We start from the raw sequence: 15318 nt of genomic DNA on the forward strand, positions 1-15318 counted from the left end.
AACTAATCTGGCGTTGATTTTTGGCACGCTGTTGAGTTCTCAAGGTGCGGACGCTTCCTTCGTTCCTGTTCCCAGGCCCTCCGGGCGCTTCCTTCGGTATTTCGTGTTTCCAGCTTAGCAGATCCGATTTCCGTTTCTGCCACCCGCTGGAGCGGGCTGCTGGGGCTGGAATTCGCTTTCGCGCTTTCCGTTCCCGGCGGGGTTGAACGTTACCAGGCTTTCTCGGCCTCCCCGACCACTTCCCCTGCGAGTACGCAGAGGTGTAGACCACTGGGGGTTAGGATCTGGCTTGGTAGGTGCTGCCGACCCACGACTCGAAGTCGCGTTGGGGTCAGGCAGGAGTACGACAGTACATCCCACCGTCAGTAGAGGCAAATCGTTTCCGGTGGTCCCTAGCTCCGCCCAACTGGTACGTCTCGTGCGGAACTGGGACTTCTTATGACTTACGCTTCTGAACAGTACGCCGTCCAGGACAGGTAGTGACGGCGCCACACAATCTCCGCCCCTGGGAGGCTTCCCATGACAACCGTGACGTCGCCGCTTGCTGGACGCGCCATCGGTCTCGCTGCAGTTCCCGACCCGGTCTTCTCCGGTGCGATGGTCGGTCCCGGTACCGCCATCGATCCCGTACGTGAGCTCTCTGAGGCGGTGTCCCCCATCGACGGGGTCGTCGTCTCCATGCACCCGCACGCCTTCGTCGTCGTCGACGGCGAGGGTCACGGCGTGCTGACACACCTCGGCATCGACACCGTTCAGCTCAACGGGCAGGGCTTCGAGCTGCTCGTGAACAAGGGTGACACCGTGACGCGCGGACAGGCCGTCGTGCGCTGGAACCCCGCCGACGTCGAGGCCGCCGGCAAGTCCCCCATCTGTCCCATCGTGGCCCTGGAGGCCACCGCGGACTCGCTCTCCGATGTCGTGGAGGACCGCGACGTCAAGGCCGGCGACGAGCTCTTCGGCTGGAGCTGAGCCGGATCGTCCCCGTGACGACCGCGAGTTCGACATTGATCGCGGCGGCCGGTGCCGCCGCTCTATCGGAGACAGGTGAGATGGAGACAACGCTGCGAGGCGTCGGCGTCAGCCACGGTGTGGCGATCGGCGAGGTCCGGCACATGGGCACGGCGGTTCTCGAACCTCCGGCCAAGCAGATTCCGGCGGACGAGGCGGAGCGCGAACAGGGGCGCGCCCGTCAGGCCGTCGAAGCTGTCGCTGCCGACCTGATTGCGCGTGGCAATCTGGCCGGCGGTGAGGCGCAGCACGTGCTCGAGGCCCAGGCGATGATCGCCCAGGACCCCGAGCTCATCGCCGACGTCGACCGCCGCATCGCCGTGGGCAGTACGGCCGAGCGAGGCATCTACGACGCGTTCTCGCACTACCGCGAGCTCCTCGCCGGGGCCGGTGAGTACATGGCGGGCCGGGTCGCGGACCTGGACGACGTGCGGAACCGGATCGTGGCGCGCCTGCTGGGCGTGCCGATGCCGGGTGTGCCGGACAGCGACGAGCCGTACGTGCTGATCGCGCGGGACCTGGCTCCCGCCGACACGGCGCTGCTCGACCCGGCGCTGGTCCTCGGTTTCGTGACCGAGGAGGGCGGGCCGACCAGCCACAGCGCCATCCTGGCGCGTGCCCTCGGGGTGCCCGCGATCGTGGCGCTGCCGGGTGCGGGCGAACTGGCCGAGGGGACGATGATCGCGGTCGACGGTTCGACCGGTGAGATCTTCGTGGACCCGAGCGAGGAGAAGAAGGCGGAGCTGACCCGGGCCGCCGCGGCGCGGAAGGCCGCGCTGGCCACGTCCAGCGGTCCCGGTGCCACCTCGGACGGGCACAAGGTGCCGCTGCTCGCCAACATCGGTGGTCCTTCGGACGTTCCGGCGGCGGTCGAGGCGGGTGCGGAGGGCGTGGGCCTGTTCCGTACGGAGTTCCTCTTCCTCGACGACAGCAAGAAGGCGCCGTCCGAGGAGACTCAGGTCGAGGCCTACCGCAAGGTGCTGGAGGCGTTCCCCGAGGGCCGTGTGGTCGTGCGGGTGCTGGACGCCGGTGCGGACAAGCCGCTGGACTTCCTGACGCCCGCCGACGAGCCGAACCCCGCTCTCGGTGTGCGGGGCCTGCGGTCGCTCCTGGAGCACCCGGAGGTGCTGCGGACGCAGCTGACGGCGCTGGCGAAGGCGTCCGAGGGGCTGCCCGTCTACCTTGAGGTCATGGCGCCGATGGTGGCCGACCGTACGGACGCGAAGGCGTTCGCCGACGCGTGCCGTGAGGCGGGGCTGCGGGCGAAGTTCGGGGCGATGGTCGAGATTCCCTCGGCCGCGCTGCGGGCGCGCTCGATCCTCCAGGAGGTCGAGTTCCTGTCGCTGGGCACCAATGACCTGGCGCAGTACGCCTTCGCGGCCGACCGTCAGGTCGGTGCGGTGTCCCGGCTCCAGGACCCGTGGCAGCCCGCGCTGCTCGACCTGGTGGCGCTGTCCGCCGAGGCGGCCAAGGCTGAGGGCAAGAGCTGTGGTGTCTGTGGCGAGGCGGCGGCCGACCCGCTGCTCGCTTGTGTGCTGACGGGTCTGGGCGTCACCTCCCTCTCCATGGGTGCGGCGTCGATCCCGTACGTGCGGGCGACGCTGGCCAAGTACACGCTGGCGCAGTGCGAGCGTGCCGCCGCGGCGGCTCGGGCCGCCGACACGGCGCACGAGGCGCGGCTGGCCGCGCAGGCGGTGCTGTCCGGGGAGTGATTCCCGGCAGTGCCCGGACGAAGGGGCTTTCCGTCACGGTGGTGACGGGGAGCCCCTTCGTCGTGCGCGGGGTCAGTGGTGGGTGGTCCATTCGTCGTCGGGGCCGGTGGTGAGGGGGAAGCCCGCGCGGTGCTCGACGCCCGGTTCCGGCGGGAGGGGTTCTCCGGTGCGGTTGTCGGTGCAGTAGGCGGCGAAGACCTCGGCCTCGGTGAGGGGGGTGAGGGTGCCGCCGGTGAGGCGCCAGCCGTGGAGCCGGTCGGGGGTCTCGGGGGCGGTGGTGCGCAGGACGAGGCCGCCGCGGGTGCCGAGGGCGATGCCCGCGGCGAGTACGGCGGTGAACTCGGCGGCGGGCTCGTCCGCGACCGAGGCGGGCTCGGTGGTGCCGTCGGCCCTGAGGGCGGCGACGAGCTGGTCGGCGGCGGCGGGGACGCTGCAGACGAGATGGTGGGTGCCGGGTCCCACGGCGGCGAGGAGCCGGGTGAGGAGCTCGGCGGCCCGGTCGAAGGCGGCCCTGCCGATGTCCGTGCCACAGGTGGCGCAGTCGCCCGTGGTGGCGAGGACGGTGGTGGCGTATTCCCAGGTGGCATGGCGTACGGCGGTGTCGACGAGCTCGGGCAGGAGGGTGCTGAGGGGTTGGCCCGTGTAGGTGACGCGTGCTCCGGTGGCGGCGAGGTGGGCGGTGAAGCGGCCTCGGGTGGTGGGGTGGTCGGGGTCGAGGGCGGTCTCGGCGCACCAGGCCGCGTACTCCTCGGGGTCGAAGAGGGTGACGGTGGTGGGGCCGCCCTGGGTGGCGAGGGTCTTGAGGAGGGCTTCGACCTGCCGGAGGTAGGTGGTGTGGTCGTCGAAGGCGAAGGTCCTGTAGCGGCGCATCGCGGTGAAGTCGTGCTCGTCGGCGAGGAGGCCGACGGTGCTGGGGACTTCGCGGCGCAGGGCGCGGCGGAGGCCTGCCGGGGTGGTGCCGGTCCGTGTCATGTTCTCCCCCTGCTCGTACGGTCCGATCAGTGCTCACTCACCGTAACCTTCGGCACTGACAGTGACGTTCCGGGGAGGCGGCGGCGGACGAGGCGGCTCTGGGCGGCGGCGGTGGCGACGAGGCCGGTGCCGAGGGCGGGCCAGGCGAGGGGGCCGGCGGCGACGAGGACGGTCATGAGGAGGGGGCCGACGCAGCGCTGGACGGACTGGGCGAGGCCGTGGACCCCGAGGTAGGCGCCCTGGGCGTCGTCGGGGGCCAGGGCGACGGAGATCTCCCAGGACGCGATGGTGTGGAGCATCTCGGCGAAGGTCAGGGCGACGGTCGCGGTGACCAGGGCCGCGACGGCGAGGGTCTGGCCGCCGAGGGCGGAGGCGGCGACGGCGAGGGTGGTGACGGCGAAGAGGACCGCGACGGGGCGGAACAGGCGGCGGGCGGCTTCGGTGGTGGTGGCGAAGCGGGAGAGCGGGACCTGGAAGAGGACGACGAGGGCGCTGTTGGCGACCATCAGGAGGGGTGCGAGGCCGACGGGGGCGTCGGTGGCGTGGACGATCCAGAGGGGCAGGGCGACCTGGAGGATCGAGTCGTGGAGGAAGAAGACCGCGTCGCCCGCAGTGAAGGCGAGGAAGCCCCGGTCGCGCCAGGGGCTGGAGGGCTTGGCGGCGGGGGTGGGGTCGGTGGAGGAGGCGGCGATCCGGGAGGCGGGGGCCGGGGGTTCGGCGCAGCGGAGGGTGAGGGCCGCCATCACGAGGTAGGAGAGCGCGTCCCCGATGAGCAGCAGGTGGAACGCGGTGGTGGTGCCGACGGCGAGGGCTCCGGCGGCGCCGAGTCCGCCGAGGGTCCAGCCGATGTTGGAGGTGGTGCGGTTGATGGCCTGGTAGCGGATGCGGTCGGGGCCCGCGACCCGGGCGGCGTAGAGCTTGGTGAGGACGTTGGTGGCGCGGTCGGGCAGGGCTCCCGCGGCGGAGATGAGGACCAGCAGCGGGTAGTCGTCGGTGGTGAGGAGGGCGAGGAGGGCCGCCGCGCGCAGCAGCTGGGTGCAGATCAGGACGCGGACGAGGGGGAAGCGGTCGGCGAGGAGGCCGCCGAGCGGGGCGCCCGCGATGCCCGCCGCGCCGGATACGGCGACGAGGAGGCCGACCTGTCCGAGGCCGAGGCCGGTGACGTAGGTGAAGTAGAGGGCCATGGCCGTGGACCAGAGTCCGGTGCCGCACTTGTCGATGAAGTTGACGAGGAGCATCCGGCGGCCGTCGGGGCCGCCGGGGACCCGGTCCTTCAGGGCCGTTCTCCTGAGGCGGGTGGTGCGGCTCATGGGTTCCCCTTGCGAACTTCTTTGTACCGATACATAATTGATTACGTGACAGCACAATATGCGGTCGAAGGTACGACAGCCAAGGGGATCGCCGCGTCCGTGGAACGCGGTGTGGCCGAGGGCGGGCTCTCGCCCGGCGACGCCCTGCCTCCGGTGCGGCGGCTCGCGGACGATCTGGGGGTGAGTCCCGGGACGGTCGCGACGGCCTACAAGGAGCTGCGGCAGCGGGGGCTGATCCTCACCCGGGGCCGGGGCGGGACCGTCGTGGCCGATGTGCCGTCGGTGGCCTCCCGGCGTCCCCCGCGCGTCCCGCGGGGTTTGGTGGACCTGGCCGGCGGACATCCGGACCCGGCCTTCCTCCCCGTACTGCGACCGCCGACGACGGTCAGCCCGGTCTACGGGTCCCATCGCGCCGCGCCCCGGCTCCCGGCCCTCGAAGGGGCCACCCGGGAGTGGTTCGAGCGGGACGGGGTGCCCGCGCGGCACATCACGTTCGCGCACGGGGCGCTCGACTGCGTCGCGCGCCTCCTGTCGACGGAGCTGCGGCCCGGTGACGCGGTGGCCGTGGAGGACCCCGGCTTCCACCATCTGCTCGATCTGGTGCCCGCGCTGGGTCTGCGGATGGTCCCGGTGGCGGTCGACGGCGAGGGGATCGTGCCGGAGTCGCTGCGGGCGGCGCTGCGCGGCGGGGTGCGCGCGGTGGTGTGCAGTCCCCGGGGGCAGTGCCCCACCGGGGCGTTCTTCACCCGGTCGCGGCGGGACGAGCTGGTGGCCGTGGTCCGGGAGTTTCCCGAGGTCCTCGTCGTCGAGGACGACCACAACGCGGAGGTCGGCGGGGCGGCGGCGCACACGCTCGCGGCGGCCGGGCTCGACCGGTGGGCGCAGGTGCGGACCGTGTCGAAGCACCTCGGGATCGACCTGCGGTGGGCCGGGGTCGCCTGTGACGCGGTGACGCTCGCGCGGCACGACGGGCGGATGCTGATGACCTCGGGCTGGGTCAGCCATGTGCTCCAGGAGACGGTGGCCGGTCTGTTCGGTGACGCGTCGGTACGCGCGCTCGTGGCGGCGGGCGAGGAGGCGTACGCGGAACGGCGCGCGGCGCTGATCGGCGCGCTCCGGGTGCACGGCATCCGGGCCGTGGGGGCGAGCGGGCTCAATGTGTGGGTGCCGGTGCGCGACGAGTCGGCGGTGGTCAACGGGCTGCGGACGCGGGGCTGGTGGGTCGCGGCGGGGGCCCGGTTCCGGATCGCGGCCCCGCCCGCCGTACGGATCACGACGGCGACGCTCGACGTGGGCGAGGCGGCACGGCTCGCGGCGGACTTCGCCGAGGTGCTCGGGGACGCCCAGGCCACGTATGGGGGGTGAGTGGGGCCGGGGTCGGGGGCTGTGGTCGGGGCGTGAGGCTGTCGGGGCGCGTGGGACGCGGGGGGGCTTGCTCCGTGGCTGCCGGACCGGGGGCGGTCGGGCAGTGGTGGGCGGTCAGTGGTGGCCGGGTCGGTCGAGGCGGGGCAGGCAGTGGTCGGACCGGTCTCGGGTCGGAACGTGTTCGCCCGGCACGGCTGGGGGGCCGGGCCGGGCGGTGGGGTGTCGTGCCGGGGCCGGGGGCCTCGTGGCCTGCCCGACGGTTTGCGGGCGGGCGCTCCGGGGAAGGGCGGGCTTCCCCGGAGCGCTCGTGGTGGAGGGCCGGTCAGCGGGTGCGGTAGGCCTCGGTCAGGGTCTGGTGCAGGGTGTTGCCCCGGCTGTCGGTCAGTTCGGCGCGGAGCGAGACGGAGCGGCCCGGGGCCGGGTTGCGGTAGGACACCGCGCCGTCGACGACGGGGACTCGGGACCAGGTGGCGCCGCCGTCCGTGGACAGCGCCACGGTGAGGGACCGTACGCCGGTCGTCGCGGCGGCGCCCTGGACGGTGACCGGGACGGTGGCGGGGGTGCCCGCCGGGGCGGTGCCGTCGAGACCGAGGGCCGGGGTGAAGCGGACGGCGCTCAGCGGCAGCGCCGTCGGGGTCGTCGTACCGGCCGAGGAGAAGGTCCAGGCGGCCGTCACGCGCCCGCGTGAGGCCGTGCCGTCGCCGCGGGTCGCGGAGGCGGTCAGCCGGTACGAGGCACGGCCCGGGGTGGTGGTGAACGTGGCACGGCCGGGGGCGCCGTGCCGGGTGCCGATCAGGACGCCGTCGCGCTGGAGGGTGGTGGTGGCGGTCAGGAAGCGCGGGGCGGACGGGGTGTGGCCGTCGCCGTCGGCGAGCAGCGGGACGTCGAGCGCGAGGGAGTCGCCGTCGCGAACGCCCGCCGGACGGGCGCCGGGCGCCCCGTCGATCGCGGGGCCGAAGACGGCGTTGTCGAAGGTCTTGGTCACGGTGGCGCCCGCGCGGACCGGAATGTCCTGGGCCATGTACTGGTTGGGGCGGGTCTCCGGGGTGGCGGGGCCCGTGTAGTCGACGTCCCACGCACCCCGTTCCGGCGTCACGAGGACGGTGGCGGTGTCGGACAGCTGGAGCGCCCGGCCGTAGCCGATGGTGGTGCCCTCTGCGGGCTGGACGGAGACGAAGGCGGTGCCGGTCGCGCCCCCGGTGGCGGCGCCCCGGATCTTGAGGGTGGCCAGCGAGGCGGCCGTGGGGTGCCGGACGACGCCGGTCTGGGCGTGCGTGGAGGTGAAGGTGTAGCCGAGCGCGTAGTCCTGGGAGGCGCCCGCCCAGTAGCTGTCGAACCACTCCTTGACGGAGCCGGGTTCGGCGGCAGGGCCTAGGTGGGCCACCCGCAGGTTGTCGCTCGCCATGACGATGTTGGCGGAGCGGGTGGTGCCCTCGTGGGTGACCTCGACGTAGCCGATGCCGCTGCGGTAGCGGGCGCTCCGCTCCGGCGGGCGGACGTCCACCGGGGCGGTGGTGCGGGCGTCGACGGTGACGGTCGTGTCGCCGGTCAGGTCGAGGCGGGGCTGGACGATCCAGTCGACCTCGGTGCCCTTCTCCAGGGTGGAGTCGAGCAGGTAGCGGCCCTTGGGCAGGCGGACGGTGACGGTCCCGGAGGCGTCGTGGGGCGTGACCGCCTCGGCCGCGCCGGGGCCGGAGACGCCGGTGACGTGGGTCAGGTAGTCGCCGGTGGCGGCTCCCTGCCGGTCGAGGTGGCGGATGGTGAGGGTGTACGTCTCGGCGGGGTCGGCGGCGACGGCGCTCGGGAGCGGTACCGAGAGCGAGGTGCCCGCGAGGACCGTGGCGACGGCCAGGGCCCGCAGGGCGGCGCGGCGGGTGGTGCCGCGTCCGGTGGCCGGGGAGGTGCGGAGGTGGGTCGAGGAATCGTTCATGATCAGCACTGCTCGTCCCGCGCGCCGCGTTCCCGTGACCTGCGCCACACCGGCCCGGGAGGGGCGCTCTTCCGGCCCGGGGCTTCCGGCCGGGAGAGGGAGTGCTTCCGGCCGGGCGCTTCCGTCCGGGCGCTTCCGGCTGAGGGGAGGTGCTTCCGGCCGAGGAAGAGCGCTCCCGGCCGGGAGCGGCGGGCCGGGAGCGGCGGGCCGGGAGCGGTCCGGCCGAGGTCCGTCGGGGCAGGGGCTCGCGGGAACCGGGACCCGCCAGGCCGGGGGCTCGACCGGACGCGGGACCCGCCGTCCGCCTCGGGGCCTCGGGCGGATGTGGTCCAGGTCACGGGAACCCGGACGAACCAGGGCCCAGTGCCAGATGTGGAATCACCTATGAGAGAGCGTTTCCGCGCCGGGGACCCCTCGGCGCTCGGGGAGGCGTACGACGAGCACGCACGCGTGCTGTACCACTACGCCCACCGGGTCTGCGGGGACCGCACGGCCGCGGAGGACGTCGTGTCCGCCGCCTTCCTGGAGGCCTGGCGCTGCCGGGGGAAGGTGCACGCCGACGGCGGCAGCCTGCGCCCCTGGCTCCTGGGCATCGCGACCAACATCATGCGGGGCGCCGCGCGGGAGGCCCGGCGGCGCGACGCGGCCCTGGCCCGGATGCCCGAGCGCGGTGTCCTGCCGGACTTCGCCGACGACGTCCTCGCCCGGATGACCGACGGGGAGCAGGTACGGGCCGCCCGCGCCGCGCTCGGGAAGCTGCGGCGGCGCGAGCGGGAGGTCTTCACCCTCGTGGTGTGGGCCGGGCTCGACTACGCCGCCGCGGGGGAGGCCCTGGGGGTGCCGGTCGGGACCGTGCGGTCGCGGCTGTCCCGGGCCCGTGAACGGCTCCGGAAGCTCGCCGAGGCGGAGTTGCGCGCGGCGCGCCGGAAGGACCGGGCGGCCGGAGCCGCCGTCCGCTCCCGGGGAGCGGGCGCCGTCCGGTCCCCCGGCGGGCCCGTCACCGGCGGCGCCCCGCCCGCGCCCGCTTCCTCCTCCGCCCGGCCGCCCGTCCCCACGCCCGCGCGTACGGGGGCCGGGGACGGCCCCGGAAGTACGCCCGCCCGTCCCGCCGCCCTCGTGCCCCGACCGATCCCGGAGAACCAGGCATGAACTCCTTCGCCCCCCGCCCGCCGCACGCCCAGGGCCACGCGCGCGTGGCGGCCGACGAGCTGCTGCGCGCCGAACTCACCGAGCTGCTGCCCCCGCCGCCGGTGCCCGAGCCCGCGCCCGGCCTGCGGCAGACCGTGCTGCGGACCGCCCTCGCCGGGGACGGTCCGGGGCGCCGCCCGGCCCCCGCGCGGCGCCCCGGGTTCCGCCTCGCCCGGATCGCCGCGCCGGTCGCCGCCTGCGCGGTGGTGGCCGGTGTCGCCGTGTTCGCGCTCCAGGAGGCGCCCGCCGGGGACCCCGACCGTCCCCGGGTGGGACAGCGGGCCCCGGGCGGCGCGGGTCAGGTGCTGACCCGGGCCGCGCTCGCCGCCGCCTCGGCTCCCGCGCCCGACGTCCGGGCCGACGGGTACGTCTACGTCCGGAGCCTGGTCGCCCACGCGGGCAGGGCCGCGTCCGGCGGGGCCGCCGTCCTCCCGGCCGTCCACCGGCGCGAGGTGTGGCTGTCGGCCGACGGCAGCCGCGCCGGGCTGCTGCGCGAACCCGGCGCCGCCGATGTGGAACTCGGCGCGCGGGCGCCCGTGTACGAGCTGGACCACCGGGGCGCCACCCCCCGCAAGACCACTGTCGACGTGGCGCCGCCGTCCGTCACGCACCCCACCCACGCGTACGTGGCGACGCTGCCGACGGACCCTGACGCGCTGCTGCGCCTGATCCGCGCCGAGACCGGCCGGGCCGGGGGCGACACGGACCAGCGCGCGTTCACCGCGATCGGGACGCTGCTCGCCGAGACGTGGGCGCCGCCGAAGGTCACCGCCGCGCTGTACGAGGCCGCCGCGCGCATCCCCGGGGTCACCGTGCTGCCGTCCGCGAAGGACGCGGCGGGCCGGGAGGGCGTCGCCGTGGCGCGTACCTCCGGCGGCGCGCAGACCCAGTGGATCTTCGACCGGGCGACGTCGGCGTTCCTCGGGGAGCGCACGGTCCTGACCGAGACCACCTCGGCCGGGCCCTCGGGCACCGTCCTGGGCGTCTCGGCGGTGCTCGCCAAGGCGGCGGCCACCGCCCCCGGCGAGCTGCCCGGCGCGGCGCGGGCCTGACGTGCGGTTTCCCCGGGGATGCCGAGACCCCCGGGGGAACGCGTCAGCCCCTGCGGGAGGCCGCCAGGGCTTCGTAGAAGCGCAGCAGGCCGAGGTCGTCGACGGAACCCGCGTTGACGGCCTCGGCCAGCGGTGTGCCCTGGAGCAGCCGCTTGACCGGGACCTCGATCCGCTTGCCGGTGAGGGTGTGCGGGACGCCCGGCACCTCGATGATCTCGTCGGGGACGTGCCTCGGGGAGAGTTCCGTGCGGATCGTGCCCTTGATGCGGGCGATCAGCTCGTCGTCCAGGGCGGCGCCCTCCGCCAGATGGACGAAGAGCGGCATCCAGTAGCCGCCGTCCGGCTCCTCCAGGCCGATCACGAGGGACTCGCGGATCTCCGGGAGCCGTTCGACGGCCTCATAGATATCGGCGCTCCCCATGCGCACGCCCTGCCGGTTCAGGGTGGAGTCGGAGCGGCCGTGGATGACGACCGAACCCCGGTCGGTGATCGTGATCCAGTCTCCGTGGCGCCAGACGCCCGGGAACATCTCGAAGTAGCTGTCGCGGTAGCGGCTGCCGTCGGGGTCGTTCCAGAAGCGGATCGGCATCGACGGCATGGGGTTGGTGACGACCAGTTCGCCGACCTCGTCGATCACCGGTTCGCCCGAGGGGTCCCAGGACTGGAGGTCGGTGCCGAGGCCCGCCGCCTGGAGCTCGCCGATGTGGACCGGGAGGGTCGGTACGGCGCCCGCGAAGCAGGAGCAGACGTCGGTGCCGCCGCTGACGGAGGCGATCCAGAGGTTCTCGCGGACCTCGTCGTGCAGCCAGCGGAAACCGTCGGGCGGCAGCGGGGAGCCGGTGGTGGCGACGCACTTCACGGACGAGAGGTCGAAGTCCCGGCCCGGGTGCGCGTCCGCCTTGGCGCAGGCCATGACGTACGCGGCGGAGGTGCCGTACAGGGTGGCGCGGGTGCGTTCGGCGACGCGCCACTGGGCGGCGATGTCCGGGTAGCCGGGGCTTCCGTCGTACAGGACGACGGTCGTACCGGTGAGGAGGCCGGAGACGAGGAAGTTCCACATCATCCAGCCGGTGGAGGTGTACCAGAAGAACACGTCCTCGGGGCCGAGGTCGCAGTGCAGCCCCAGCTGCTTGACGTGCTCGACGAGGATGCCGCCCTGGGACTGGACGATCGCCTTCGGCAGACCGGTCGTGCCGGAGGAGTACAGGACCCACAGCGGGTGGGAGAACGGGACGTGTTCGTAGACCGGCTCGACGTCGGCGGCGACGAGACCGGCCCAGTCGAGGGTCCCCTCGGGCGCCGGGGTGCCGAGGAGCGGGATGTGGACGACCGCGCGCAGGGTGGGCAGCTCGGCGCGGAGTTCGGCGACGGTGTCGCGGCGGTCGTGTTCCTTGCCCCCGTAGCGGTAGCCGTCGACGGTGAACAGGACGACCGGCTCGACCTGCTGGAAGCGGTCGAGGACGCTACGGGCGCCGAAGTCCGGGGCGCAGGAGGTCCACACGCCGCCCACGGCGGCGGTGGCGAGCAGCGCGACGACCGCCTGCGGCACGTTGGGCAGATAGCCGCTGACGCGGTCGCCGGGGCGTACGCCGAGCTCGCGGAGTCCGGCGGCGAGGGAGCCGACCTGGCGGCGCAGCTCGGCCCAGGTCACGGGGACCGGCCCGTGTGTCTCGTCCACGGCGAGCAGGGCCGTGTCGTGGGGGCGCTCGTCGGCGGCGCGCAGGGCGTGCTCGGCGTAGTTGAGGGTGGCCCCGGGGAACCAGTCGGCGCCCGGCATGGAGCGGTCGCCGAGGACCCGCTCGTACGGGGTGGCGAAGCGGATGTCGAACCATTCGACGACCGCCTGCCAGAAGCTCTCCAGCTCGTCGACCGACCAGCGGTGGAGCGCCGGATAGCCGCCCTCGGCCGGGGCGCCGTGGTGCTCGGCCGCCCAGGTCTGGAAGCGGGTGACGGCGGCCGAGGCGATCTGCTCCTCGTCGGGCTGCCAGAGCGGCTCGGTCTGCGCTGATGTCATGGGGGCTGCTCCCTGGCTGTACGCGGGTCGGCGTGTGTCCCGCGCACGTGCTGGGGTGTGCGCGTGACGCGGCTGACAGGACGATGCCATGTGATCGTCTTTCGCACCAGGGCTGCCCGCACATGGTCGGGGAGTTGAATATGTGCTCCCAGCACGGGTGAACGGAAGCTGAACGGAGGCGGTTCCGTCCCTGGTGGGTGGCAGGGTGAGCCGTATGTACGGTCGTGAACTGGTGCGTTCGGTAAAGGCGTTCGGCTCGCCGCGGGGATGGCGGACGGTGGCGGTGGCGTGGCGGCAGCGGCGCGCGGACGCGCGGGCGCTGCCGCCGAGGGGTCCGGAGAGGGCCCGGGTGCCGGGGCTCGCGGTGGTGGCGGAGGCCGCACCCGGCGGGGGGACCATCCGGTTCGCGCGGTCCGTCCTGAAGGTCTCCGTCTCGGCGGTCGGCACCGTCTTCTGGGCCTGGGACGGGGCCGGGCCGCTCCCCTCGTACGCGCTGGCGGGCGGGGCCCCCGATCCGGACCCCCGGGCCGTGCTCGAACCGGACACCGGCGGCGGCTGGCGGATCGTCTCGGAGCGGGTGACGGTGGCGGTCTCCCGGCACGGGGCGGTGGAGGTGCGGACGCCGGGCGGGGTGATGCTGCGCAGGGACCTGCCGCCCCGTTGGTGGGAACCGGTGGACGGGGAGGGCGGCCGGGCCCCCGGGGGTTCCGCGCGCTGGACGCAGCGCAGCGAGCTGCCCTCCGACGCCCGGTTCTTCGGGCTCGGCGGCCGGGCGTCGGGGCCACGTCTGCGGGACGGCTCGTACCGGCTGTGGAACACCGACCCCGGGGGCGGTTTCGGCCCGGGGGACGACCCCCTCTACATCACCATGCCGGTGCAGTTCGTGGTGTCGGACGCCGGGACGCACCTCGCCTTCCACGACAACACCTGGGACGGCCGGGTCACCCTCGCCGAGGGCGAGGAGGGGGCGGGCTCGGGGCACGACCGGCCCGCGACCAGCGAGGTCCGGATGGACGGCGGGCCGCTGCGCTGCTGGGTGGTGGTCGGCACCCCCGCGCGCGTGCTCCACCACTGGGCGGCGCTCACCGGCGCGCCCGCGCTGCCGCCCGCCTGGGCGCTGGGGCCGCAGCACGCCCGCTGGGGCTTCGGGAGCACCCGGGAGGTCCGGCGGGTGGTGGCGGGGTACCGGGAGCGGGGGCTCGCCCTGTCCGCCGTACATCTGGACATCGACCACTACGACGGGCACCGGGTGTTCACGGTCGACCGGGACCGTTTCCCCGACCTGCCGGGGCTCGCGGCGGAGCTGCGGGAGCAGGGGGTGCGGCTGGTGTCGATCGTGGACCCCGCGGTGCGGGCGGAGCGGGGGGACACGGTGTACGACTCCGGGCGGGCGGCCGGGGCGTTCGTCCGGGACGCGGCGGGCGCGGAGCTGCACGGGGTGGTGTGGCCCGGTACCTGCGCCTATCCGGACTTCACCGATCCGGCGGTACGGGAGTGGTGGGGCGGGCTGTACGAGGAGCGGCTCCGGCAGGGCTTCGCCGGGGTGTGGCACGACATGAACGAGCCCGTCTCGTTCGTCCCCTTCGGCGATCCGACGCTGCCCCGCTCGGCGCGCCACGCACTCGACGGGCGGGGCGGCGACCACCGCGAGGCGCACAACGTGTACGGGCTCACGATGGCCCGCGCCGGTTACGAGGGGCTGCGGCGGCTGCGGCCGGACGAACGGCCCTTCCTCTTCTCCCGCTCGGGCTGGGCCGGGATGCAGCGGTACGGGGGCACCTGGTCGGGCGATGTGTCCACGGGCTGGCCGGGGCTGCGGGCGTCGCTCGCCCTGGTGCTGGGGCTCGGGCTCTGCGGGGTGCCGTACTCGGGGCCCGACGTGGGCGGGTTCGACGGCTCGCCCTCGCCCGAGCTGTTCCTGCGCTGGTACCAGCTGGGGGCGTGGCTGCCGCTGTTCCGCACCCACGCGGCGATCGACGCGGGGCGGCGGGAGCCCTGGGAGTTCGGGCCGGAGGTCCTGGAGCACGCGCGCGCGGCACTGGCGGAGCGGGAGCGGCTGCTGCCGTACTTCACGACCCTGGCCCGGCTCGCCCGGATGACGGGCGCCCCGTACGTCCGGCCCGTGTGGTGGGGGACGCCGGAGGACCGGGCGCTGCGGGACTGCGAGGACGCGTTCCTGCTCGGTGACGCGCTGCTCGTGGCGCCCGTCCTGACCGGGGGCTCCGACCGGCGGGCGGTCAGGCTGCCGCGCGGGCGCTGGTACGACACGGCGACGGGCCGGGCGTACGAGGGTCCCGGGCAGGTGCTGCTCGACGCGCCGCTGTCCCGGGTGCCGGTGCTGGCACGGGCCGGGGCGGTGCTCCCGGTGCGCGGCGACGACGGTGGTCCGGCCCTGGAGGTGTGGGCGCCCGCGCCGGGACGGACGGGCGGCGGGCTCGTCGTACGGGACACCGGGGACGGGTGGGAGCCGGGCGAGATCGAGAGGTACCAGTCGCGCCTGGTGGACGGCCGGGTGGTCGTGGAACGGGTGACGGACGACGGTCCCGAGGAGCCGGAACTCCCGGTGCGGGTCCGGGGGCTCGGGGAGGGAGGGGTGGGGGCGGGGGTGTGAGAGCGGGGTGTGAGGGGGGTGGGCTGTGATGCGGCGGGGGCCGCTCCGGTTCGCGCCCGAGCGGCCCATGCGGCCCATGCGGCCCATGCGGCCCATGCGGCCCATGCGGCCCATGCGGCCCATGCGGCCCATGCGGCCCATGCGGCCCATGCGGCC

10 protein-coding genes are annotated in these 15318 nt (G+C 74.5%); 6 read left to right on the plus strand and 4 right to left on the minus strand.

All coding sequences use genetic code 11. The features are described from left to right. Positions 1–519: 519 nt before the first annotated feature. Together ACFXGN_RS15330 and ptsP are read left to right on the plus strand one after the other, a co-directional pair. A complete protein-coding gene (locus tag ACFXGN_RS15330; RefSeq protein ID WP_384858593.1) occupies positions 520–969 on the plus strand; it encodes a PTS glucose transporter subunit IIA in 450 nt (149 codons plus the stop codon). A gap of 80 nt (positions 970–1049) precedes the next feature. Then, positions 1050–2720: a phosphoenolpyruvate--protein phosphotransferase gene (ptsP, locus tag ACFXGN_RS15335; RefSeq protein ID WP_366445841.1), complete on the plus strand. Its 1671-nt coding sequence runs from the start codon at positions 1050–1052 to the stop codon at positions 2718–2720. A gap of 72 nt (positions 2721–2792) precedes the next feature. On the opposite strand, the gene ACFXGN_RS15340 is transcribed toward ptsP, so the two are convergent. Next, entirely contained in the window at positions 2793–3692 is a 900-nt protein-coding gene (locus ACFXGN_RS15340; protein ID WP_384858596.1) for a hypothetical protein, read from the minus strand. A gap of 26 nt (positions 3693–3718) precedes the next feature. Continuing rightward, positions 3719–5002 carry an MFS transporter gene (locus tag ACFXGN_RS15345; RefSeq protein ID WP_384858597.1) on the minus strand — a complete coding sequence of 428 codons (1284 nt, stop codon included), beginning with the start codon at positions 5000–5002 and terminating at the stop codon, positions 3719–3721. A gap of 45 nt (positions 5003–5047) precedes the next feature. Between ACFXGN_RS15345 and ACFXGN_RS15350 the strand changes: the two genes are divergently transcribed. Beyond that, positions 5048–6367 carry an aminotransferase class I/II-fold pyridoxal phosphate-dependent enzyme gene (locus tag ACFXGN_RS15350; RefSeq protein ID WP_384858600.1) on the plus strand — a complete coding sequence of 440 codons (1320 nt, stop codon included), beginning with the start codon at positions 5048–5050 and terminating at the stop codon, positions 6365–6367. Between the two features lie 322 nt (positions 6368–6689). On the opposite strand, the gene ACFXGN_RS15355 is transcribed toward ACFXGN_RS15350, so the two are convergent. Next, complete coding sequence (locus tag ACFXGN_RS15355; protein WP_384858603.1) at positions 6690–8297, minus strand: serine protease; 1608 nt, start codon at positions 8295–8297, stop codon at positions 6690–6692. 384 nt (positions 8298–8681) lie between these two features. On the opposite strand from ACFXGN_RS15355, the gene ACFXGN_RS15360 reads away from it, so the two are divergent. Next, on the plus strand, positions 8682–9446 hold the full coding sequence (locus ACFXGN_RS15360) for an RNA polymerase sigma factor (protein ID WP_384858606.1): 765 nt from the start codon (positions 8682–8684) through the stop codon (positions 9444–9446). Further along, positions 9443–10537 (plus strand): CU044_5270 family protein, encoded by a 1095-nt coding sequence (locus tag ACFXGN_RS15365; RefSeq protein WP_384858608.1) that lies wholly within the window; start codon positions 9443–9445, stop codon positions 10535–10537. Before ACFXGN_RS15360 ends, ACFXGN_RS15365 begins: the two co-directional genes overlap by 4 nt. Before the next feature lie 43 nt (positions 10538–10580). Here ACFXGN_RS15365 and ACFXGN_RS15370 read toward each other — a convergent pair whose 3' ends face one another. After that, on the minus strand, positions 10581–12551 hold the full coding sequence (locus ACFXGN_RS15370) for an acetoacetate--CoA ligase (RefSeq protein ID WP_384858610.1): 1971 nt from the start codon (positions 12549–12551) through the stop codon (positions 10581–10583). Positions 12552–12765: 214 nt separating this feature from the next. Here ACFXGN_RS15370 and ACFXGN_RS15375 point away from each other — a divergent pair, with 214 nt between their 5' ends. After that, the gene (locus tag ACFXGN_RS15375) at positions 12766–15162 is read left to right on the plus strand and encodes a glycoside hydrolase family 31 protein (protein WP_384858613.1); all 2397 of its coding nucleotides are present in this window, start codon (positions 12766–12768) and stop codon (positions 15160–15162) included. Positions 15163–15318: the final 156 nt, after the last annotated feature.

The sequence above is a fragment of the Streptomyces sp. NPDC059247 genome, from assembly GCF_042754005.1.
Classification (GTDB): Bacteria; Actinomycetota; Actinomycetes; order Streptomycetales; family Streptomycetaceae; genus Streptomyces.